Genomic DNA, 21,181 nt, shown 5'->3' with positions numbered 1-21,181 from the left:
CGATGGCCAAAATGTTTCAAAAAGGTTTCATTATTTTTCAATGAAACATCATATGAAACACACGAAACGCGCTTGTATCACAAGCCATACAAAAAAACAGCCGGCAAACGCCGGCTGCATGGGACTGACGATGCGTGGCAGGCCTCAGGCGAGGCGCACCAGCGGGTTGGCGATAATATTGTCGATCTGGCGCACGGCTTCTTCGCAGGCGGCGGCAATCGCGCCGTCTTCGTCATCGCGCACGAATTGCATGGTCGAGCCTTCGAACACTTCCACGCCTTCGGCCGTGACGCGTTCGATATCGCAGCTGGCCGACCATTTGCCTTCGCTGGTCGGCACGGCCAGGGGCGCGATTTCCCAGCCTTTGTAGTGGATCTTGGAACTGCTGTTCATGGGGGCCTCCTTGCTCAATAAAAGAAATCGTAGCATGAAGCGCCGGCCGCCGCGATCAGAATCAACGGCGAACCAGAATCATGTTAAACGATTTACGCTGGATCAAAAACGGTGGGGCAAAACGGTCATCAAGGCCGCAGCAGATTGTCCACTTCCGTCTTCGCCACTTCCAGGCCGGCCAGGCGGGCCGTGTCGGGCGTGGCGTAGCCGCCCAGCGTGCGGCTGCGTTCGATGTCCTTGGCCTCGCCGGCTTCGCCCGCCTCGCGCTGCAATCGATAGGTGAAATCCCACAGGTCGTCATTATCCTTTTGCGGCGTGACCGAAATCGTAAAGCCGCGGTACTGTTCGCTCGTTGCAGTGGTATCGTTCATGGACTTCCTCCTTGTGGCAACGAGATTAGCACGAAGCAAGTTCGAACGCGCACACGCTGCAAGGGTGCGTCTCTTTCATATGCGTTTTTTGCATATCAAATCACGCTTCCAGCTATTTTCCAGCCAGGCGCGGCGATATAATGACCGTCCCACCCTGCCCAGCGCCACCACGATGACACCTCAGATACAAGCCTTTTTCGACCCCGCCACCGCCACCGTTACCTACGTCGTCTACGAGCACGACGGCGGCGCCTGCGCCGTGATCGACTCCGTGCTCGACTACGACCCGAAATCGGGCCGCACCTCGACCGCCTCGGCCGACAAGGTGGTCGCCTTTGTGCGCGAACATGATTTGACCTGCCGCTGGCTGCTGGAAACCCACGCCCATGCCGACCACCTGTCGGCCGCGCCCTATCTGCAGCAGCAGCTCGGCGGCGAAGTGGCGATCGGCGCAGCCATCCAGGCGGTGCAGCAGGCGTTTGCCAAGGTCTATCACCAGGACGGCGCCACGGCAGACGGCTCGCAGTTCGACCAGCTGTTCGCGCCCGACCAGGTGTTCCATATCGGCGCACTCGAAGTGCGCGCGCTGCATGTGCCCGGCCATACGCCAGCCGACCTGGCCTACCAGATCGGCGACGCCGTGTTCGTTGGCGATACTTTATTCATGCCCGACGTGGGCTCGGCCCGCTGCGATTTTCCCGGCGGCTCGGCCGCCCTGCTGTACCGCTCGGCCCAGCGCCTGCTGTCGCTGCCGCCGGCCACGCGCCTGTTCATGTGCCACGACTATCCGCCCGCCGGCCGTGTGGCGCGCTGGGAAACCACGGTGGCGGCACAGCGCGCCGGCAATATCCACCTCCACGACGGCGTCACGGAAGAGCAGTTCGTGGCCCTGCGCACGGGACGCGACGCCACACTGGACATGCCGACATTGATCTTGCCGGCAATCCAGGTCAACATCAACGCGGGCAAGCTGCCGGAGCCGGAAGAGAACGGCGTGCGGTATCTGAAGATACCGCTCAACGCACTGTAGCGCTGTCGGCAGTCTCGCTTACTCCTGCTCTGGCGCCCTGCCGATCTCGCCGTCGATATTGGCCAGGAACCAGGCCAGCGACGACATCAGCGCCACATTGCGCTTCAGGTTGTCCGGATCGACCTTGTCCAGCGTATCGGCCGGCGTATGGTGGTAGTGAAAATAGCTGTGGCTGTCGACCAGCGGCTCGAAGCTGGGCACGCCGCCTTTTTCCAGGCGGTGCAGGTCGCCCGTGCCCAGCGCGTCGCGGCGGGTAAACGCGTGCGCGCCGATCGGCTGCAGGGCGGCGCGCAGTGGCGCAAACAGTTTTTCCGATTTCGGGCCGATGCTGGCCAGGATGCCGAACGGGCGCCCGGCGCCGCTGTCCATTTCGATCGCGGCGTACTGCTTTGCGAGGCCTGTCTTGTTGGCGTCAAAATAGGCCAGACCGCCGCGCCCGCCGTTTTCCTCGTTCATCCAGGCGATCACGCGGATGGTGCGGCGCGCACGGTAGTCGAGCTTTTTCAGCGTCTCGATCACGCCCATCGCCGCCACCACGCCGGCGCCGTCGTCATGCGCGCCGGTGGCCAGGTCCCAGGAGTCGAGGTGGCCGGACACGATCACCACGTCGCCGGCCTTGTCGGTACCGGGCCAGTCGGCGATCACGTTGTAGCTGTCGGCGTCGGGCAGGTTCTGCGGCGTCAGCGTCAGGTGCATTTTCATCGGGCCGCGCGCGGCCAGGCGGCCGATCAGCAAGGCGTCTTCGACCGTGACGGCGGCGGCCGGAATGCGCTTGCCGTCTTCCAGGCTGGTGGCGCCCGCGTGCGGAATGCGGAAATCGGCGCCGCCGATCGAGCGCACCAGCGCGGCTGCGGCGCCCAGTTCGGCTGCCGCTTTCGGGCCGCCAAAGCGGAAGCGCGAACCCTGGCCATAGGTGACGCCGGCCAGGCCGCGCTCGGCCATCTCCTGGTCGAAGGCGGTGTCGATCAGCACGATGGCGCCCTTGACTTCGGCCGCGCGCGCATTGAGCTCTTCGAAGCTCCTGACGATGATCAGCGGCGCCGTCAGGCCGGCGGCCGGCGTCGCGCCCGAGCCGCCCAGCGCGGTCAGCACCACGCGCTGCGACACGCCATTCGGCCGCCCCGCATAGTCGACGATTTCCGCCGTTTCCACGCCGCGCACCCAGTGTGGCACTTTGACGGGCTGCAAGGTAACGGTCGCGCCCAGGCCGCGCATGGTGGCGGCCACCTGTTCGACGGCGGCAGCGGCGCCAGCGGAACCGGACAGGCGCGGGCCGATCAGGTCGGTCATGTCGGCCAGGCGCGCATAGGCCCAGTCGCTTTGCAGCGCGGTGTCGCGCACTTGCGCCAGCGCCTTGGGGTCATCGCCGGGCGTGGCGGCAAGCGCACCAGTGGCAAGCAGGCTGCCGAGCAGCAGGGAAAGAAGGGAACGGTGTAGCGGTACGGAGTGCATGTCTGTCCTGTCGAAATGGGGGGGCCGGCGCGCCTGGACTGTGCCCGGTGCGGCATGGAACGATAGCGCATTTATGCTGTCCTTGCAGCAACTTTGCATCCCGCCGATTGCCCGTTGACACGAGCATCGCGTACCATGGCGATTCTGATTGCCAACTGGACACCGCCATGATCAAGGGAACACTGTGCAGCCTGCGCCACCTGCAGGCGGCCGACCTGGCCACCTACATCGCGCTGGTCAACGACCTGCCGTCGCGCGGGCCGTTTTTTTCGCCGCAGCTCAAGTCGCCCGAGGCCTTGCGGCGCGACTTCATGCAGAACGGCTTCGTGACCGAAGACAGCGAACTGTTCATCATCGAAGACGAGCGCGAGGCGATAATCGGCAGCATCACGCATTTCAAGAGCCGCACGCCGACCAGCCGCGAGATCGGCTACCGCCTGTTCGATCCGCAGCGTTACGGCCGCGGCTACATGAGCGAAGCGACGCGCTTGCTGGTCGATTACCTGTTCCAGGCCTACCCGTATCACCGGCTGGAATTGCTGATGGATCCGCTCAACACGGGGTCCGAACGCATCGCGCAAAAATGCGGCTTTCGCCAGGAAGGCATGCTGCGCCAGGCGTTTTTCATCAATGGCGTCATGCGCGATGTCAAGATATACGGCCTGCTGCGCCCGGAGTGGCAGGACCTGCAGCGCACGGCCCGCGGTTGACGCCCCAGCCTGACTTGTTACGGACGGGTTCGGATTGTAATAAGTTGTATTAGGCATGGATCAAGCTTTCCTGCGCAGCTATAGTTCATTTCATGCAGATCATTGTGATCTCGCCGAATGGAAGGAAATGCCATGTTGAACAAAAAACTCCTGGGTGCGGTATTGGTAGCGGCAGTAGCTGTCTCGTCGGCAGCAACGGCCGCCGGCGACCGCGACTTCAATACTGTTGCCGGCGCCGTGGTCGGAGCTGCCATCGGCAACAACACTGGCGGCACCAACGGCGCGATTGTTGGCGGCGTGATTGGCGCCGCAGTCGGCAACAGCCTGCGCACGGGCGACCGCGGCTATGATCGCGGATACGACCGGGGCTATGACCGCGGCTATCGCGGCGGCACCTATTACCAGAGCCCGCCCCCGGTCTACTACCAGCCGGCGCCGCGCCCCGTGTATTACGCGCCGCCACCGCGCTACTACGGTCCGCCACCGGTCGTCTACGTGCAGCCGGGCCGCGGCTACTACCGCTGGGATGACCGTCGCGGCTACCGCGATGACCGTGGCCATGGCTGGGGACATCGCCGTTAATTCCAGCTACGTACCATCCGGAACCTGCGCCAGCCACCTGGCGCAGGTTTTTTTATGGCACATCGGCATATCGCCAAAGTACAAGATCAGCTAAGCTGTACTGATCATTAACATCTCTGGCCACCAGGACCGCAACGACCGATGCATTTCATCAAAGACGAACTCGATTTCGGTCCGTGGCTCGATGCCGCCGCCGGCAGCAGCGTGGGTGCCGGCCCCATGGCGCGGCGCGAAAACCAGGACAACTTCCTGCTGATCGACGCCACCGGCCATGCCGTCTGCCTGCTGAACCAGCTGCCCCATCATTATCAGGTGGCGCATTGGCCAGCCGGCCATGTCCGGCTGGCCGTGCTGGACGGCATGGGCGGCCATGGCCATGGCCGCGAGGCGGCCGAGGCCACCGTGCAGGGCTTGCTGACCATGCCGGCTTGCCGCGATGTCGCCACGCTGGCCGGCTACCTCGACCAGCTGCACGCGCAATTGCAGTCCGGCTTTGAAGCGGAAGCCGACGGCGCCGCGCGTCCGCCCGGCACCACCCTGACCCTGCTGGAGATACCGCCTGCTCAGGCTCCCCTGCTGTACCACGTGGGCGATTCGCGCCTGTACGAGGTGGCCGACGGCGTCGCCACGGCATTGACGGTCGACCATGTGCCTGCCACCGTCTACGCCATGCAGGGCGCGCTCGACGAGCAGCAGTGGCGCGCCAGCGTGCTTGGCGAACACCATCCGCAGATCGCGCAGGCGTTTATATTAGGCAACGTCATCGGCGATACGCAGTCGCTGAGCAAATCGCTGCTGGCGCTCGACGCCGGCAATCTGCCGCCGTTCCTGGCCCACCTGGGCGACCGCCGCGTGCTTGAACTGCGCCGCGATGCGCTGTACCTGCTGGCCAGCGACGGCTTCTGGTCGTGCATCGATCCGGCAAGGGCGCTTGCCCGCTGGCCAGCCCTGTGCGCAGGCCGCACGGCCGCACAGGCTGCCAGCGCCCTGTTCGACGACTTTTTGTCCAGCCCGCCGGCCGGACTGCACAGCGACAATCTCACCTTGCTGGCCGTGCGCTTCAATATGTGACACTGTAAGCCGTGCGGCGAACCAAGCGCGCGCCTTGTGGTCTGACCCATATTGTCAGCCCCACAAGGAGACCATCATGAGCACCCCTACCCCCTCGACGCCATCGGCGCCAGGCCCATCGGCGTCCGCCGGCAGCGGCGCGCCCGACCTGGCCGCCATTCGCCAGCGCCAGCAGGCCACCTGGGCCAGCGGCGACTTTGCCGTGATCGGTGTCACCCTGCAGATCGTCGGTGAAACGCTGGCCGAAGCGGCGGAAATCCGTGCCCGGGAAGAAGTGATCGATATCGCCGCCGGCAACGGCAACGCCAGCCTGGCCGCCGCCCACCGCTTTGCGCGCGTGACCTCGACCGACTACGTGCCGGCCCTGCTGCAACGGGGGCGCGAACGGGCCGATGCCGAAGGCCTGCAGATCACCTTCCGCGTGGCCGATGCCGACGCCCTGCCGTTTCCCGACGCCAGCTTCGACGTGGCCCTGTCGACCTTTGGCGTGATGTTTGCGCCCGACCACCAGCGCGCGGCTCGTGAAATGCTACGCGTGGTACGCGAGGGGGGACGCATCGCCATGGCCAACTGGACGCCGGAAGGCGCGGTCGGCCAGCTGTTCAGGATAATCGGCAAGCATGTGCCGCCGCCGGCCGGGCTGAAGTCGCCGCTGCTGTGGGGCACGCCAGCCTATCTGCAAGAGCTGTTCGGCGTGGCGCCGGGCCAGCTGAAAGCGCAATGCAGGCTGTTCAATTTCCGCTATGCCAGCGCGGCGCACTGGGCCCAGGTGTTCCGCGACTATTACGGCCCCGTGCACAAGGCATTTGCCGCGTTGCCGCCGGACGGCCAGCAGGCGCTCGAACGCGCGCTGCTGGAGTGGCTGGACAGCATGAACACGGCTGGCCCGGCCTCGCTGGTGATACCGGCGGAATATCTGGAAGTGGTCATCAGCAAACGCAAGACGTGATATTAAATGGCAGGATGGCATGCCTTAAAATCCATTAAATGTTTTTTAAGGCAATTTTTAGCGAGAATTCGAAGCGGCGTGGTGGCAAGGGTGCACACTTGCTGAAAAAAGAGGCGCGCAAGGGGTCATGGTTGTTGCCAAGCAAGGTCAAAAGAGCGTAAGCTCTCATGTATCACAGAGGGCGCCATGCCCCCACCCGGTCGAGTTCCACTTCATGAAAAAATGCAGCAACCCGGAGCACCCGCACTGTACGTTCTGGGTCTTGCCTGGTGAGAGCGCCTGCGCGGGCAACCATCCGCAAACCGCAGTGCCTCCCACCAGCTATGACCTGCTGAGCGCCTTGCGCAGCGCCCGTTCCGAGCAATCGGCAACGGCAGGTGTGCCTGCGTCCGTGGTTTCCCTGCCTGCAGCCGTCTCGCCGCCCGTCAATTCCGTCAGCAAGCCGCTAATGCGCCCTGCCCTGGCGGCCACGTCCGCCACGGCGCCTGTACAGACCCATCTGCATATCAGCGGTTTCGATCCGCGCGCCGCCGGCGGGCGGCAAACCCTGAAAATGGAATTGCGCGGCATGGACGCCACATGCGCGCCGCAGCTGAGCCTGCGCCTGCGCTCGGACCTGATTGCGCGCGGCCAGGTGCAGCACGACGTGGTGCGCACCACGCGCGGCGACTGGCGCCCCGTATTTGTCGAGTTTTCATCGCGCAACAAGGAGCACGGCCAGTACCAGATCGAAGTGGACGTACTAAGCCACCTCGACGGCGCAGTGGCGCAGAAATGGGTGTGTACCTTCGTCATCCTGGTGCCGCGCCGCGACGCCACCCTGACCGAAATCCACCAGATCTTTCTCAGCACCCACAAAAACGTGCGCGTGGTGGCCGATGACGCCTCGATCGCGCGCGTCACCGGTGGCGATGGCTGCAATCTCGATGTGACGGCGCGCAATGCCGGCATTGCCCATGTGGACCTGTCGGCACCGCAAGGCAAGATCGACATGGGCTTTACCACCATCGCCTGGGACGAAGAGCTGATCGAAGTCGACTTGCCCGCTGCCAGCGCCTGCCACCCGCATCCGAGCGCAGCGGCATGCATCGTCAATGCGGCGCCGGAAGCGGGCGAGCAGCGCCAGATCCGCCTGTTTGCGCTGGAAGAATGCATGCTGGGCCGTTTCGAGCTGGTCGATCCGGAGGCCGATGTGCTGCTCAGCCATTTCAGCATCGACGGCCAGGACAACAACGGCCTGACGCGCCGCCTGTCCGGCCGCCACGCCGTAATCCGCCGCGGCGCGCAGGGCTTTGACATTGAAGACGTGTCGCGCTACGGCGTGCTGCTCGATGGCGTCTGGCCAGGCAAGCACAAGCCAGTGGCGCTGCGCCAGGGCATGCGCATCGAATTGACGGCCAGCATCAAGGGCGTCGTGGTGCTGGGCGTGTCGGCCATCCTGCAGCACGGCGTGATCCTGCACCGCCTCGACCAGGGCGCCCATGCGGAATGCTTTTACCTGCTGCTGCCGGAGGCGCGCCCGGTGGTCGTGCCTGCGCAGCATACGCTCGCGCCGCAGGCTGCCGCCCTGCCGGTGCTGTTTCACCGCAACGGCGGCTTCTGGCACCTGGACGCGGCCAGCGGCAAGGAAACCGCGCTGGCGCCCGCCACCGCGCTCGACAAGCTCGCCGGCTTTGCCCGCCACAACCGCTTCGCCACCGAACCGTATCCCGAATGCTGGATCATCCGCACCGAAGGCGCCGCCCTGTGCGAGAGCGCGGCGCTGGCGCTCTAAGGTATCAGCACCAGGAAGATCAGCGACACGCCCAGCAGCAGCGCCGCCTGCAGCGTAAAGATGATTGCCGGTATCTGCAATTCGCGCGGGATTTTCATGATGCCTCCTGCTAAACACTCACACACAACGCCATTCGCTCTTCCAGCATAGCGCCTGCGCCGCCGAATACATTATCAGCCGCACAACACAGTTTCCTGTCCAGCATGCCAGGCCTGGGCGCACTTGGCAGCGTCGACTTCGGCCCATTTAACAAATAATTTATACTTATTGTACAAATTACCTCGCGTGACGCCCTTGCGTACTGTATATTCATCCAGCTAAACTCCACCACGTTTTACAGAGCCCGCGCTGCGTGTTTTACATTTTCTATGGCTTCGAATAAAGCGCATCATGCGACTGGTTGGGCTGCTGGCGTGATCGCCGCGGCGCTGGTCGAACACGCAGGTGCGGGTGGCCCCTATCAGGTGATGAGCATGCTCGCGTTTGCCATGGGCGCGCTGGGCGGCACCGCGCCCGACTGGCTGGAAGTGGCCTGGTGGGCGCCCACGCGCCGGCTGTGGATCACGCACCGCACCTGGACTCACTGGGGCCTGGCCTGGATCGCCCTGCTGGTGTATACCTATCTGCAGCTGCAGCATCACCTGTGGGCGCCGCCGCTGTTCGGCTTTGCCGCCGGCGGCATCATGCATTTGCTGGCCGACTGGCCCAATCCGCTGGGCGTGCCGTGGATCATCCGCCGCCATTCGCTGCGCTGGTGGAAAAGCGGCAAGCACGATCTGATCGTCATCAGCGCCGCCTGGCTGGCCGCCGCCATCGTGGCCGACCACGTGTTCTTTGACGGTATTCACCTGCAGCGCATTGTCTCGCTGGTGCGCGGCCTGCCGCTATGGTCCACCGACTGGATGGTGGCGGCCTGGGACGGCATGGTGCGCTGGCTGCGCGAGTGGCGCCTCGGTCCGGGGAATTGACGTGCCCAATTGAGCGAGCGGAGCATCCGATGGACGCAACTGCATGGCGCGCACGTGTGGCTCGGGCAATTGCCACCGCCAGCCCGCAAGGCCTCGGCGACCTTGCGCGCCCGCTTTTAAGCGCTACAGGAATTGCGGCGCCGGGCGCGCCGGTGGCTTGGGCAGCGGAATGAATTCCGTTTCGCCCGGCACCCGGCCCATGCGCTGCGCGCTCCAGTCCTCGCCCGCCTGCGCCAGGCGTTCCTTGCTCGACGAGACGAAGTTCCAGAAAATGAAACGCGGACCGTCGAGCGGCTCGCCGCCGATGACCACGAACTGCACCGGAGTGTTCCCCGCGCCGGCCACCGGCACGGTGCCCGCTTCGAGCAGCGCCATGCTGTGCGGCGCCAGCGCCACGCCGTCCAGCAGCACCTCGCCGCTGATCGGGTAGATCGCCGCTTCCGCCGGCAAGCCATCGAGCTGGAGCGTCTGGCCTGCCTGCAGCGCGACGTCGAGATAAACGGTTTCCATATAGGTGCGCACCGGTGAAGTCTGGCCGAAGGCCGTGCCGATCAGCACTTTCACCAGCGCGCCATCGCGCTGCACCACCGGAATGTCTGCTTGCGGCGTGTGCGTGAAACTCGGTTCATCCTCCTCGTTCGCCTTCGGCAGCGCCGCCCACAGCTGCAGGCCGTGGGTGCGGTGCGGCTGGCCGGCCAGATCCAGGGGAGTGCGTTCGGAATGGACGATGCCGCGGCCGGCCGTCATCCAGTTGATGGCGCCCGGCTCGATGCGCTGGTACGAACCGATGCTGTCGCGGTGGTCCATTGCGCCTTCGAACAGATAGGTGACGGTGGCCAGCCCGATATGCGGATGCGGACGCACGTCGTGGTTGGCGTCGGGCGCCACGTCGATCGGGCCGAAATGGTCAAAGAAGATGAAAGGGCCGACGGTCTGCTTGACGGCGGACGGCAGCAAGCGGCGCACGACAAAACCGCCGCCGAGGTCCTTTTCATGGCTTTTCAGGATCGCGGCGCTCATGCCAGCACCGTGGTGATTTCGGTGGTGACGGCTGTCATCAGCTTGTGGATCGGGCACTTGGCGGCGACCGACAGCAGTTCCTCGCGCTGCGCGTCCGTCAGCTCGCCCGTCAGGTGCAGGCTGACGGCCAGGCGGTACACCCCCTTGCGCTCGTCGCTGGCGTCACGCTCGGTCGTCACTTCGACGTTTTCCAGCGCAATGCCCTTGTGTTTCGCGTACCAGACCACCGTCAGCGCCTTGCAGGCCGACAGCGCGGCGCCGTACAGATCGTGCGGCGACGGGCCGGAATCGCCGCCGCCTTCGGCCACCGAGCCGTCGGCGGAAATGATATGGTCGCGCACGTGCACGATATGGCGCATGGGTTGCGACTGGTCGCGGATGGCTTTGATGGTCATGGCATTCCTTGCAGCGTTGGGAAAGCCACAATTTACACCGTTTGCCTGTTTCGCGCACCCGGTCATAGTGGAGGGAGGCCATCTGATGCGGCGCGGCGCATCGCCCCTTCTGCCTGCCGGCGGCGCAATGACCTCGCTGATGAAGTATCGCGCACGCTGGCCTACTTGATCATGTCCGGATCGACCTGCCGCGCCACGCGAAAGCCCACGATATCGTTCGACAGCACGATGGAAAAGCCGTTGCGGATCGCCGAGCGCAGATAGCGCGGATGGTACAGCCACGAGCCGCCGCGCAGGATGCGCCGGCTGGTGTCGCCGCCCGTCTCCCACGCGCTGCCGTCGGCGGGGGCGCCATCGTAATTGTCATGCACGATGTCCTGCACCCATTCCCATACGTTGCCGTGCATGTCGGACAGGCCCCAGGCATTCGGCGCGAAGCTGCCGAGGGCGCTGGTGCCGCCCCGGTACTGGCCGCGCGCGCCGCCGTTGTAGACATACAGGCCGTCGTAGTTGGCCTGCTCGGTGGTGATGGTGTCGCCCACATTGAAAGCGGTGCGCGTGCCGGCGCGGCAGGCGTATTCCCACTCCGCCTCGCTGGGCAGGCGATACCGCTGGCCGGTTTTCTCGCCCAGCCAGGACAGATAGAGCTGTGCATCGTTCCAGCTCACGCCCACCACCGGATGCTGGTCGGTCTGCACGAAACCGGGCTTGTCCCAGTCCGTCTCGGAGCCACCGGCCCAGCCGGTCGCCTTGACAAAGGCGCGCCATTCGCCCACGCTGACCGGATGGCGCGCCAGCGCGAACGGCTGTTCGATGCCGACCCAGTGCTGCGGCTTCTCGCGTTCCAGCCAGCCCTGCTGCGAGCCGGCCTGCAGCGCCGCCTTGTGCTCCTCCTCGTGCGCGCCCATCTGGAAGCGGCCGGACGGCAGCACCACCAGCTCCGGCCCCTGGCCGGAGCCGTCGAGGAAAGCGTCGCGCAATACGCCCAATGGCCCCTGCACCGGCGCCGGCATCTCCGGCGGTACGCTGGTCTCCGCAGGCGCTGCAGGTGCAGGTGCGGCCGGCGCGGCTGCCGCCGCGCTGCGGCTGGCCTCCTCCTTGCGCGCCCTGTCTTTCTCCCTTTCCTGTTCGGCGCGGTAGGCCGCTTCCGCCTTGGCCTGGATCGCCTTGCGCTGCAGCTGCTGGTGCTCGTGCAGCGCGGTGGCGGCGTCGGCTTCGCGCCGCGCGCGCAGCTGGCCGCGCAGCGCTTCCTTGCGCAGCTTGCGCGCTTCCTCGGCCTCGAACTGGCGCTGCGCTTCCTGCTCGCGCCGCAGCTTGTCGAGCCGCTGTTTTTCCAGCGCCGCCGCATGTGCCTCGGCTTTTCTGCGCTGCTCCAGTTCTTCCTCGCGCCGCCGCGCTTCTTCCTTCGCCCGCTCGGCGGCCAGCGCCGCCTGTTTTTGCCGCTCGGCTTCGCGCGCGCGTTCCTGGCGCGCCAGTTCCGCCAATTCCTCTGCTGACGGGCCGGCCGCCCGTTCCAGCGTTTCGAGCAGCGCCTGCACCGATTGCGGACGCAGTTCCGCCGTCATCGAAAAACCGTTCTGCAGCACCTGCCACTGCGCCGCATTGAGCGCCAGCGGCCTGGATGGCAATTGTTCGGCCGTGCGCAGGCCATCGAACGGCATGCGCCCTTCGAGCATCTGGTAGATCATCACCGCCACGGCATACACGTCGATGCGGGGGCTGGGCTGGCGCTGGTGGGCGCCCGCTTCCGGCGCCCGGTAGCCTTCCGTGCCCGCATTCGGCGTTTCCAGCCCCAGGCTGCTGCCCGCATTGCGCACGCGCGAGGCGATGCCGTAATCGAGCAGCTTGATGTCGCCCTTGCTGGTCAAAAAGACGTTGCCCGGCTTGATGTCGCGGTGCACCAGCTTGTGCTTTTCCCATGCATACGACAGCGCGTCGGCCACCGGCTGCAGCAATTCCTGCACCGCGGCCAGCGGCAGCGGCCCCTGGCGTCCCAGATAATGTTCGAGGTCTTCGCCGTCCAGGCACTCCATGATGATGAAGTAGCTCGACGTGGCAGGGTCCTGCGCCCACTCGTACACGCGCACGATGTTTTCATGCGCCAGCTTGCGCGCCTGCGTTGCTTCCTCGATCAGCAGCCGGGCATGGGTCGCGCTTTGCGTCAGCTGCGGCGGCAGGATCTTCAGCGCCACCATTTCGCTGCTGCCCAATTCGGCGTGCGTGGCCAGGTCGGTGGCCTGCCACACCTGGCCCATGCCGCCCGTGCCGATCAGGCGTTCGAGGCGGTAGCGGCGGTTTTGCGGACCGATTTCCTGGCCCGTCATGAAGCCGAGCTCCGTGCCCTGGCGCACCGGCAGCGGCACGGTCGCCGGCGCGGCGCCAGGCGGCGCGTATTCGGCGTCGAGGATGGCGTTCTTGCGACGCTCGAATTCCTGCTCGCTGAGCAGCCCGTCGTCATGCAGGGCGCGCAGTTCTCGCAGTTTGTCTCGTGCTTTTTGCATCATCGGAAATAAGGCGCTTCCATCAGGGCTGCAGTGCCACGCCGCAGACGGCGCAGAATTTGTCTTCCGGGTGGCCGGCGCGCAGCGCATGGCCATTGCTGCAGTGGCGTACAGGCACGGTCACCGCCACGCCGGCCGTGGCCTGCGCCACCGCCACGCCCAGTTGTGCCTGCGCGCTCAGGCCGTGGCTGTGGGCCGCATTCTGCAGTGCGATCAGCTCCAGCTGCTGGCGCCGTTCGCGTTCGGCCTGCGCTTCCAGGTAAGCGCGCTCCTGCGCCACGCTATCCTGCGCCATGCGCATGGCGTCCACTGGCGCGACGCTGTGCTCGGCCGCCGCCAGTGCAGCCAGCGCATGGATTTGCTCGGCGCTCATGTTCGCCTGCAGCTGGGTTTTCAGCACCTGCGCCAGCACGGCCGCATTGGGACCGGCCGCCATCGCCACCTTGCCGGTGTCGCTCAGGGTGCCGATCTTTTCGATGCGGTCGATATCGATGCGGGCCAGTTCGGCCGCATGCGCCTGCTGCGCCACCAGCGCCTCGTAATCGCTTTTCCAGCGCGCGTAATCGTGCTCGCGCTGCTGCGCCATGCCCAGCAGGTCGCGCTGCCACTGCGCTTCCTGTTCCAGCTGGCGCAGCTGCTGGCGCTGCTCTTCGATCGCCAGCGCATCCAACTGCGCCAGGTGCGCCTGCTGGTGCAGCTGGCGCGCATGCACGCCGTCGGCCTCGATGGTGCGCAGCAGTTTTTCCTGCTGCGCGACAGCGTCCTCGCGTGCGCCGCCGCGCCGCAAGGCCGACACCTTTTCGGCGATCTCGGCCGCCTGCACCTGCGCCGCCTCGTCCTTGTGCGCTTCGGCGCGCAGCAGTTCTCGCTGGCGCGCCAGCTGCATCTGGTCTTCCCACTCCTGCACCCGCTCCGCTTCGCGCTTGCGCGCCGCATTGGCCAGCACCGCGCCCTGCCAGGCCGCCTTGTGCTGCTCCGCTTCCAGCTGCGCTTCGCGCTGGGCCGCATCTTGCTCAGCCTGGCGCAGGCGCGCCAGCTGGGCGCGGCGGCCCGCTTCGTCGTCGATCAGCAGCGCGCTTTCCACCTGCTGCGCAATCGCCTGCAGGTGCACCTGGTGCGTGAAGCGCTGCTGCGCCAGCTGGATCTGTTCGCGCCCATTGAGCTGCGACAGTTCCAGCTCGCTGCGCATCCTGATGGCGGCCAGCGCCTGCACATGCTTCCATTCGGCCGCTTCGCCGGCGTGGCTGGCGCCTTTTTTTGCCAGCTCGCGCTTCAGTTCCTCCAGCGCCACGGCGGCGCCATGGTCGAGCGCCTGGCGCTGCGATTTCGCTTCCAGGATGCGGCCATACAGGTCGATCTGGCGCGCGCGCAGCGCCTGCAGCCGTTCAGCCTCCTGGTGCGCCAGCTCGGCCTGTCCCAGCTTGGCGTCCTGCTGCAGTTCCAGGCGCTTGTGCGCGTGGCGCGCCGCCTGCTCTTCGCGGGCGATGCGCTGCCATTCTTCCTGGTCATACAGTTCATCAAGCTGCCTGGTGCGTTCGAGTCCCTGTTCGCCATCGGGCGCCTGCAGGCCACCGAGCCACAAGGTGCCGATGCAGGTCTCGTCCGCGGCCAGCTTGTCGTGGCGCAGCGCCAGCGTTTCCACGCGCGCCACCGCCAGGCCCGACGGGGCCAGGCGCTGCGTCAGCGCCGACTGCAGGCGTTCGTTGAACTGCGGCCGCAGGTCGGCGTTGGCATCCATCTCGCGCAGCGCGCGGCTGCCGGTAAATTCCAGCGCGATCTGGCGCACCGAGGGCAGCAGCAAGGCGTGCAGGTGGGCCAGCGTGACGGCACCCGGCGCACGCATGAACTGGCGCGCAAAGGCATCGGGCTGGCCCAGCGCGATCTCGACCTGGAAGGTGGCGGCGACCTGCAGCTGCTCGCTGCTGGCCAGCGCCGGCAGGTCGAACGTCAGGGACAGCGGCGCGGCGCGCGCGATCAGCACTTCGGCCGGACGCGCCGGCAGCAGCTGCGGCAGGCGCGCGAAGAAGGCAGCGCTGTCGTAGTCGCCGGCGGGTATCGAGGTGAAAGCGTCCGATTGCACGATCCAGGCGCGTGCCTCAAACGGCACCTGCAGCTTTCTGCCGCTGCCGCCAAACAGCGACGACAGCTCGCGCACGCCGAAGAACAGGGCCAGCTGGTCGTCCGCCAGGCGCCACTGGTTGGCGTGCAGCACGGCGTCATTGCCGGGCGTGCCCAGCGACAGGCCGCATTGCGCGCAATAGCCGGCGGCCGCGCCATTCTTGTGCTCGCAGCGCGGGCAGCGGGCGCCGCCAAAACCAAACAGTTGGAACATGTGTGACTCCTGAAGATAGTGTTATTGCGCGCGAGCACTGCGACGTCGATTCTAGCAGCACCGCCAGGCGCATGCGGCGTGATACGCCAGCCGTGCGCATTGGTGCAGTTATAAATGATGCCATAGAGCAATCACCCGCATAGCGCAGGATACAGGGCTGTTTCGCCCTCAATTCAATCGGATCGCCTGCGCGCGCATTTCAGCGCCCTTTTTTTGCCGTTGATGCCGCAAAAACCACGGCCGGTCGCAAGCCGATGGCGGCCTGACGGGCAGTTGGCTAAAGTTCATCCCATACCAACCCGCCACCCGAAAGGACACATCATGAAAACCCTGAAAAACCTGGAAGCCGCCTTCACCGTCGCCGTCGCCATCGCTTGCGCCGCCAGCTATGCCAGCTTCGTGCAAACGCCTGCAACGACCGATCACGCTGCACAGGCCAGCGCCACCATGCATGTGGTGACCGTGACGGCCAAGCGCATGACAGCCGAGGAAAAACAGCTGTCGCTGCTGGAAGAGCGCCAGGCCGTGCAAAGCAGCCGCGTCGCCACCGCCAGCCTGTGAGCGCGGCATGACGTCCCCGTGCCCTGGCGCTATCGAACCGCGCCAGGCCGCACAGCACAGATGTATCCCGTTCTGAAACACGGCGGCACAGCTTTGTGTCAGTTGTAATAAGTTAATTCAGACACGCCAACGCCGTTCGCAAGTCGCTATAGTCCATTTCACGCAATCACCGAAATGGAGACGGAAATGAAACCAATCGCACTCTACGCAGCAGCCATGCTGGCCATCAGCACCGCAGCCTTCCTGCCTGCACAGGCCATGGCGCAAAACCAGGTCGGCGTCCGCATTGTCGTCAACGACGCTCCTCCCCCACCACGATTCGAAAGCGTGCCGCAAGCCCGGCGCGGCTATGTCTGGGCGCCAGGCTACTGGAACTGGGATGGCCGCCGCCATGTCTGGAACAATGGCGAATGGCTGCGCGAACGCAGCGGCAACCAGTACCGCCGTGCCGAGTGGGTACAAGAGAACAACCGCTGGCGCCTGGACCGTGGCGGCTGGGTCACCGTAGCACAGCCGGTACGCTATGACGAGATCCGCATCGCCCCGCCGCCGCCGCGCCGCGAAGCGATCCCGCATCCGCGGCGCGGCTATGTCTGGGCGCCCGGCCACTGGGAATGGCGCGCACAGCGCTACGACTGGACGCCAGGCGTGTGGATCGCCGAACGTCCCGGCTATGTCTATTCGGCGCCTAGCTGGAACCAGCGCGACGGCCGCTGGCAGATGGAGCAAGGCCGCTGGGCGCAGCGTGGCCCGAATGGCGACCGTGACCACGACGGCATCCCGAACCGCCACGACAACAACGATGGCCGGGGCCGCGACCGCGATGGCGACGGCGTGCCCAACCGCGACGATCACCGTCCGAACGATCCGCGCCGCTATTAATTTGTAGCGGGCGTGATGCAAAGGCCACCGCATGCGGTGGCCTTTGTCATCTTCCGGTCATGTAACTGGCCCATAATCGCGCGACGATCATTTATCTGTGCGGGACATAATCACGATGGCGATGGAAACTGCCGGCTTTACCTATGGCTCGGACACCTCGGGCCTGGTCTGGGGCTTCCTGTTTGGCCGCCACCCACAGCCGCTGGCACTGGACTCCGATGCGGCGCTGGCCTGGATGGCGCCGGGCGCGCAGCGCCTGCCGAACGAATTCGTCTGGCTGCATTTCAACCTGTCGCATGCGGCCAGCGAAAAATGGCTGCATGCGCACACGCGCCTGGCCGACGAATTCTATGAAACGCTGCATCAGGGCTCGCGCTCGACACGCATCGAACAGGCGGAAAACACCCTGATCGCGGTGGTCAACGATGTGCTGCACAATTTCACGTTCGAGGCGTCCGATATTTCCACCATGTGGGCCAGCGTGGCGCAGGACCTGGTGATCACGGCGCGCCGCGCGCCGCTGCAGTCGATCGAACGCCTGCGCCAGGCCGTCATCAAGAACCATGAGCCGATCCGCTCGTCGGTGGAATTGCTGGTGCACCTGCTGCGCGACCAGGCCGACGTGCTGGTCAACATCGTGCGCGGTGCCGTGGCGCGCGTCGACGATATCGAAGACCATCTGCTGGCCGGACGGCTGGTACCGAAGCGCGAAGACCTGGGCGCGATGCGGCGCGTGCTGGTGCGGCTGCAGCGCCTGCTGGCGCCCGAACCGGCGGCCCTGTTCCGCCTGCTGCAGCGCCCGCCTGCCTGGGTGTCGGAGCTGGACAGCCTGGAACTGCGCCAGTCGACCGAGGAATTTTCGGTGGTCCTGAGCGACATGTCGTCGCTGCAGGAACGCATCAAGCTGCTGCAGGAAGAAATCGCCGCGCGCGTGAATGAAGAAAATGGCCGCAGCCTGTATGTGCTGACCATCGTGACGGTGCTGGCGCTGCCGATCAATATCATTGCCGGCATGCTGGGCATGAATGTGGGCGGCATCCCGCTGGCCCAGCATCCGCACGGTTTTCTGATCATCGCCGCCATCATCGTGACATTTACGGTGGTGGCCGGATGGCTGGTGGTGCGGATGCAGAAAAACAGTTGAGCTTTACCTGTGAAACTCTCCGGCCCGCTCGGGCTGGTACACCAGTTCCTCGATCTTGACGTTCACCACGCCGCCCGGCATCGGCCAGGCCATGCTGTCGCCGACGGACAGGCCCAGCAGCGCGCTGCCGACCGGCGCCAGCACGGAGATGCGGTCCGCCTGGCCCTCGACATCCTTCGGATACACGAGCGTCAGGACAAATTCGTCCCGGTTCTCGACCGTGAAGCGCACGGTCGAATTCATCGTCACCACGGTCGGCGGGATTTCCTGTGGTTCGAGCACGTCGGCGCGGCCCAGCTCCTGCAGCAAGGCTGCCTTGTCCGGCGACAGATTATTTCCCAGTGCGTACAGCAATGCTTCCAGTCGTTCCAGGTCTTGTGACGACAAAATAATTTTTGGTTTCTGTTCCAAGATATCCTCGCTGATTTACAGGTGCTCCACGCGCCATTCAATGCGACAGGCGCGCACAAGCAGGCGGGCAAGAAAAGCCGGCCATTATCGAGTGGATTATGGACGAACTCGGCGGACAAGGCCAGCCTGTTTGCACAGGACGCATTAAAAATTATTGGAATCAATGACTTAACAAACAGAGGCAATAAAAATTCGAGGCGCCGCATAAAACTTCATGTTGCTGTCGAGAATTTACCATTGCTCCCGATTTTTATTCACGAAATGAATGGGAGAAAATTGGCGCTGCAATCAAGAGCAGGAAAAAAAGGCTTAAAATCTGCCATGTCCTATTATGGCAAAGACATGCCTGTATTTTTTCCCGCACGGCGCCCTTATTTCGCTATCCCGGACTTCTGCCGGGTCACGCCGGCCACAGAAAAGTGTTCGCTGCACTGTACTTTCATGCGGTGAAATGACAATATATCGGCCTTGACAATACGTTGAGAGTTCCGGCTCACTTCGGTTTTTACCAGACTGGAACGACAAGCATGGCAGGGCAAGACGCGAACACACGAGGCGCCGCATGAGGCCGGCAAGCATGGGAGGCATGATGGAAAGGCTGGCGCTGCCATCGGCGCACATGCGCGGTGACAGGGTGGCGCGTTTCAACCTGCTGGCCGCCACCGCGCTGGTGGCCTGTACCTGCCTGGCGCTGGTGCTGTTCCAGTTCCATGCGCTGCGCACTGCGCTGCAGCACAACCTGGAAGTGCAGGCCGCCATGCTGGCGCCGGCAGCGGTCGAGGCCCTGCGCCTGCAGGATCGCGCGGCCGCCGACCAGGTACTGGCGCCGCTGGCGGCGGCGCCGACCATCGAGCAGGCGCTGCTCTACACCCCCTACGGCACGCCGTTTGCCCGCTTTGCGCGCAACGCCGGCGATAGCGCGCCAGCCGCGCCGGTCAACGGCATGCAGTTTGCATGGCAGGCAGGCAACGCCACCCTGCTCTCGTCCCTGCCTGGCGGCGGCGCGCTGCTGCTGCGCACCAGCCTGGCACCGCTGTACCACAGCCTGGCGCAGTCGGCCATCTTTACGGTGCTGGTCAGCCTGGCCGCGTTCGGCGTGGCCGTGCTGATGGTGCGCCGCACGCGCCACGCCGCGCAGCAGGCGGAGAGCCATCTGCATTACCTGGCGCATGTGGACCCCGTCACCCAGTTGCCGAACCGGCATGAATTCAACGACGCGATGGCGTATGCGCTGGCGCGCGCCGACCGCCAGGACAGCAGCGTGGGCCTGCTGCTGCTGGACCTCGACAACTTCAAGGTCATCAACGACACCCTGGGCCACCATTGCGGCGACCAGCTGCTCAAGCTGGTGGCGCAGCGCCTGGCGGCCGTGCTGCGTACCACCGATGTGATCTGCCGCATCGGCGGCGACGAGTTCGTGGTGATCGTCGAGCCGGCCGACGACGCGTCCGAAATGGCCAGCGTGGCGCGCAAGATCCTGGCCGAACTGGCCGAGCCGTTCGCGCTGGAAGGCCACCAGCTGTACATGAGCGCCAGTATCGGCGTGAGCCTGTACCCGTTCGATGCGCAGGACGTGGCCACCCTGACGCGCAATGCCGACACGGCCATGTACCACGCCAAGCACCAGGGCAAGAACCGCTATGCCGTATTCGAAGCCGAAATGGAGCAGCGCGCCCAGCGCCGCCTGCGCATGGAGGCCAACCTGCGCCGCGCGTTGCAGAACGACGAACTGTATCTGCACTACCAGCCGCAGATCGACCTGGGCAGCGGACGCATTGTCGGCGTCGAAGCGCTGCTGCGCTGGAACTGCCACGAGATGGGGCCACTCAATCCCGCCGAATTCATTCCGGTGGCCGAGGAAAGCGGCGTGATCGTGGAACTGGGACGCTGGGTGCTGCAATGCGCCTGCCGCCAGGCGGCCGTCTGGTGCAAGGCGGGCCTGCTCGATTCGCTGGAACATGTGGCGGTCAACCTGTCGGCCAGCCAGGTGCGCGAGCCGGGCCTGATGGACGATATCCGCGCCATTCTGCACGAAACGCAGCTGCCACGGGGGCTGCTGGAACTGGAAATCACCGAGGGCGTCATGATGGACAATGTGCCGGCCAACGTGGAACTGATGCGGCGATTGCAGGAAACCGGCATCCACCTGTCGATCGATGATTTCGGCACCGGCTACTCGTCGATGTCCTACCTGAAGCGCCTGCCGATCGACCAGCTGAAAATCGACCGCAGCTTCGTGCACGACCTGCCCGGCGAAGGCGAAGCCATCGTCACGGCCATCATCGCGATGGCGCACAGCCTGAAACTGAAAGTGGTGGCCGAAGGCGTGGAAACGCCGCAGCAGGTGGAATTTTTGCGCAGCGCCGGCTGCGACAATGTACAGGGATTTTACTTTGCGCGGCCGATGACGGCGGCGCAGCTGACGGCCCTGCTGCTCGAGCGCAGGGACTGGAGCAGCAGGACGGTGATGACGGTTTGATGCTTGACGCGAACAATGACGTCGGATTATGCGCTGCGCGCTAAGCCGACCTACGGCGTAATCCAACATCCGCATCGCGCCAGGCGCAGGCCGGATTAGCGTAATCCGACACCACCACATCATCAAGATGCAGGCCGGATCAGCGGGCCGCAGGCT

At 65.1% G+C, this 21,181-nt stretch carries 20 protein-coding genes; 12 read left to right on the top strand and 8 right to left on the bottom strand.

From position 1 onward, the window contains the following. Positions 1 to 144 precede the first annotated feature (144 nt). Positions 145 to 393, bottom strand: a complete 249-nt coding sequence (locus RTQ46_RS12250; RefSeq protein WP_312436894.1) for a hypothetical protein — start codon at positions 391 to 393, stop codon at positions 145 to 147. A gap of 128 nt (positions 394 to 521) precedes the next feature. Continuing rightward, positions 522 to 764: a hypothetical protein gene (locus tag RTQ46_RS12245; RefSeq protein WP_312436893.1), complete on the bottom strand. Its 243-nt coding sequence runs from the start codon at positions 762 to 764 to the stop codon at positions 522 to 524. 172 nt (positions 765 to 936) lie between these two features. On the opposite strand from RTQ46_RS12245, the gene RTQ46_RS12240 reads away from it, so the two are divergent. Next, entirely contained in the window at positions 937 to 1,794 is an 858-nt protein-coding gene (locus RTQ46_RS12240) for an MBL fold metallo-hydrolase (protein ID WP_312436892.1), read from the top strand. A gap of 18 nt (positions 1,795 to 1,812) precedes the next feature. On the opposite strand, the gene RTQ46_RS12235 is transcribed toward RTQ46_RS12240, so the two are convergent. Continuing rightward, a complete protein-coding gene (locus tag RTQ46_RS12235) occupies positions 1,813 to 3,246 on the bottom strand; it encodes a M20/M25/M40 family metallo-hydrolase (RefSeq protein ID WP_312436890.1) in 1,434 nt (477 codons plus the stop codon). 167 nt (positions 3,247 to 3,413) lie between these two features. Here RTQ46_RS12235 and RTQ46_RS12230 point away from each other — a divergent pair, with 167 nt between their 5' ends. The 6 genes from RTQ46_RS12230 to RTQ46_RS12205 all read left to right on the top strand — a co-directional run bounded on the left by RTQ46_RS12230 (position 3,414) and on the right by RTQ46_RS12205 (position 9,300). Then, positions 3,414 to 3,956: a GNAT family protein gene (locus tag RTQ46_RS12230; protein ID WP_312436888.1), complete on the top strand. Its 543-nt coding sequence runs from the start codon at positions 3,414 to 3,416 to the stop codon at positions 3,954 to 3,956. Between the two features lie 132 nt (positions 3,957 to 4,088). After that, on the top strand, positions 4,089 to 4,538 hold the full coding sequence (locus RTQ46_RS12225) for a glycine zipper 2TM domain-containing protein (RefSeq protein WP_312436887.1): 450 nt from the start codon (positions 4,089 to 4,091) through the stop codon (positions 4,536 to 4,538). 141 nt (positions 4,539 to 4,679) lie between these two features. Then, positions 4,680 to 5,609, top strand: a complete 930-nt coding sequence (locus RTQ46_RS12220) for a protein phosphatase (RefSeq protein WP_312436886.1) — start codon at positions 4,680 to 4,682, stop codon at positions 5,607 to 5,609. A gap of 76 nt (positions 5,610 to 5,685) precedes the next feature. Next, on the top strand, positions 5,686 to 6,558 hold the full coding sequence (locus RTQ46_RS12215) for a class I SAM-dependent methyltransferase (protein ID WP_312436884.1): 873 nt from the start codon (positions 5,686 to 5,688) through the stop codon (positions 6,556 to 6,558). Positions 6,559 to 6,772: 214 nt separating this feature from the next. Beyond that, on the top strand, positions 6,773 to 8,332 hold the full coding sequence (locus tag RTQ46_RS12210) for an FHA domain-containing protein (RefSeq protein ID WP_312436882.1): 1,560 nt from the start codon (positions 6,773 to 6,775) through the stop codon (positions 8,330 to 8,332). A gap of 368 nt (positions 8,333 to 8,700) precedes the next feature. Continuing rightward, positions 8,701 to 9,300 carry a metal-dependent hydrolase gene (locus RTQ46_RS12205; protein ID WP_312436881.1) on the top strand — a complete coding sequence of 200 codons (600 nt, stop codon included), beginning with the start codon at positions 8,701 to 8,703 and terminating at the stop codon, positions 9,298 to 9,300. 123 nt (positions 9,301 to 9,423) lie between these two features. On the opposite strand, the gene RTQ46_RS12200 is transcribed toward RTQ46_RS12205, so the two are convergent. The 4 genes from RTQ46_RS12200 to RTQ46_RS12185 form a co-directional block, all read right to left on the bottom strand. After that, a complete protein-coding gene (locus tag RTQ46_RS12200; protein ID WP_312436880.1) occupies positions 9,424 to 10,320 on the bottom strand; it encodes a pirin family protein in 897 nt (298 codons plus the stop codon). Beyond that, positions 10,317 to 10,715 (bottom strand): OsmC family protein, encoded by a 399-nt coding sequence (locus tag RTQ46_RS12195; RefSeq protein ID WP_312436879.1) that lies wholly within the window; start codon positions 10,713 to 10,715, stop codon positions 10,317 to 10,319. Before RTQ46_RS12195 ends, RTQ46_RS12200 begins: the two co-directional genes overlap by 4 nt. A 161-nt stretch (positions 10,716 to 10,876) precedes the next feature. Next, positions 10,877 to 13,219, bottom strand: coding sequence for an SUMF1/EgtB/PvdO family nonheme iron enzyme (locus tag RTQ46_RS12190; protein WP_312436877.1), 2,343 nt, complete (start codon positions 13,217 to 13,219; stop codon positions 10,877 to 10,879). Between the two features lie 19 nt (positions 13,220 to 13,238). Continuing rightward, the gene (locus RTQ46_RS12185) at positions 13,239 to 15,548 is read right to left on the bottom strand and encodes a hypothetical protein (protein ID WP_312436875.1); all 2,310 of its coding nucleotides are present in this window, start codon (positions 15,546 to 15,548) and stop codon (positions 13,239 to 13,241) included. Between the two features lie 321 nt (positions 15,549 to 15,869). Between RTQ46_RS12185 and RTQ46_RS12180 the strand changes: the two genes are divergently transcribed. From RTQ46_RS12180 to RTQ46_RS12170, 3 genes are all read left to right on the top strand, one after another. Next, entirely contained in the window at positions 15,870 to 16,109 is a 240-nt protein-coding gene (locus tag RTQ46_RS12180; protein ID WP_312436873.1) for a hypothetical protein, read from the top strand. Positions 16,110 to 16,295: 186 nt separating this feature from the next. Then, positions 16,296 to 16,991, top strand: coding sequence for a YXWGXW repeat-containing protein (locus RTQ46_RS12175; protein ID WP_312436872.1), 696 nt, complete (start codon positions 16,296 to 16,298; stop codon positions 16,989 to 16,991). Between the two features lie 115 nt (positions 16,992 to 17,106). After that, positions 17,107 to 18,135: a transporter gene (locus RTQ46_RS12170; protein WP_312436870.1), complete on the top strand. Its 1,029-nt coding sequence runs from the start codon at positions 17,107 to 17,109 to the stop codon at positions 18,133 to 18,135. Between the two features lie 3 nt (positions 18,136 to 18,138). Here RTQ46_RS12170 and rnk read toward each other — a convergent pair whose 3' ends face one another. Beyond that, positions 18,139 to 18,546 (bottom strand): nucleoside diphosphate kinase regulator, encoded by a 408-nt coding sequence (gene rnk / locus RTQ46_RS12165; protein WP_312436868.1) that lies wholly within the window; start codon positions 18,544 to 18,546, stop codon positions 18,139 to 18,141. Positions 18,547 to 18,567: 21 nt separating this feature from the next. On the opposite strand from rnk, the gene RTQ46_RS12160 reads away from it, so the two are divergent. After that, complete coding sequence (locus RTQ46_RS12160; protein ID WP_312436866.1) at positions 18,568 to 18,996, top strand: hypothetical protein; 429 nt, start codon at positions 18,568 to 18,570, stop codon at positions 18,994 to 18,996. Positions 18,997 to 19,132: 136 nt separating this feature from the next. After that, complete coding sequence (locus tag RTQ46_RS12155; protein WP_312436864.1) at positions 19,133 to 21,025, top strand: EAL domain-containing protein; 1,893 nt, start codon at positions 19,133 to 19,135, stop codon at positions 21,023 to 21,025. Positions 21,026 to 21,181: the final 156 nt, after the last annotated feature.

This window comes from Janthinobacterium sp., assembly GCF_031995485.1.
GTDB lineage: Bacteria > Pseudomonadota > Gammaproteobacteria > Burkholderiales > Burkholderiaceae_D > Janthinobacterium.
The sequence above is the reverse complement of the archived record's forward strand: the minus strand, read 5'-3'. Positions and strand labels throughout refer to the sequence as shown.

Bases quoted from the DNA above. Each gene is read 5' to 3' on its own strand.
- RTQ46_RS12250 (WP_312436894.1), bottom strand. From the start codon at position 393: ATGAACAGCAGTTCCAAGATCCACTACAAAGGCTGGGAAATCGCGCCC.
- RTQ46_RS12245 (WP_312436893.1), bottom strand. From the start codon at position 764: ATGAACGATACCACTGCAACGAGCGAACAGTACCGCGGCTTTACGATT.
- RTQ46_RS12240 (WP_312436892.1), top strand. From the start codon at position 937: ATGACACCTCAGATACAAGCCTTTTTCGACCCCGCCACCGCCACCGTT.
- RTQ46_RS12235 (WP_312436890.1), bottom strand. From the start codon at position 3,246: ATGCACTCCGTACCGCTACACCGTTCCCTTCTTTCCCTGCTGCTCGGC.
- RTQ46_RS12230 (WP_312436888.1), top strand. From the start codon at position 3,414: ATGATCAAGGGAACACTGTGCAGCCTGCGCCACCTGCAGGCGGCCGAC.
- RTQ46_RS12225 (WP_312436887.1), top strand. From the start codon at position 4,089: ATGTTGAACAAAAAACTCCTGGGTGCGGTATTGGTAGCGGCAGTAGCT.
- RTQ46_RS12220 (WP_312436886.1), top strand. From the start codon at position 4,680: ATGCATTTCATCAAAGACGAACTCGATTTCGGTCCGTGGCTCGATGCC.
- RTQ46_RS12215 (WP_312436884.1), top strand. From the start codon at position 5,686: ATGAGCACCCCTACCCCCTCGACGCCATCGGCGCCAGGCCCATCGGCG.
- RTQ46_RS12210 (WP_312436882.1), top strand. From the start codon at position 6,773: ATGAAAAAATGCAGCAACCCGGAGCACCCGCACTGTACGTTCTGGGTC.
- RTQ46_RS12205 (WP_312436881.1), top strand. From the start codon at position 8,701: ATGGCTTCGAATAAAGCGCATCATGCGACTGGTTGGGCTGCTGGCGTG.
- RTQ46_RS12200 (WP_312436880.1), bottom strand. From the start codon at position 10,320: ATGAGCGCCGCGATCCTGAAAAGCCATGAAAAGGACCTCGGCGGCGGT.
- RTQ46_RS12195 (WP_312436879.1), bottom strand. From the start codon at position 10,715: ATGACCATCAAAGCCATCCGCGACCAGTCGCAACCCATGCGCCATATC.
- RTQ46_RS12190 (WP_312436877.1), bottom strand. From the start codon at position 13,219: ATGATGCAAAAAGCACGAGACAAACTGCGAGAACTGCGCGCCCTGCAT.
- RTQ46_RS12185 (WP_312436875.1), bottom strand. From the start codon at position 15,548: ATGTTCCAACTGTTTGGTTTTGGCGGCGCCCGCTGCCCGCGCTGCGAG.
- RTQ46_RS12180 (WP_312436873.1), top strand. From the start codon at position 15,870: ATGAAAACCCTGAAAAACCTGGAAGCCGCCTTCACCGTCGCCGTCGCC.
- RTQ46_RS12175 (WP_312436872.1), top strand. From the start codon at position 16,296: ATGAAACCAATCGCACTCTACGCAGCAGCCATGCTGGCCATCAGCACC.
- RTQ46_RS12170 (WP_312436870.1), top strand. From the start codon at position 17,107: ATGGCGATGGAAACTGCCGGCTTTACCTATGGCTCGGACACCTCGGGC.
- RTQ46_RS12155 (WP_312436864.1), top strand. From the start codon at position 19,133: ATGATGGAAAGGCTGGCGCTGCCATCGGCGCACATGCGCGGTGACAGG.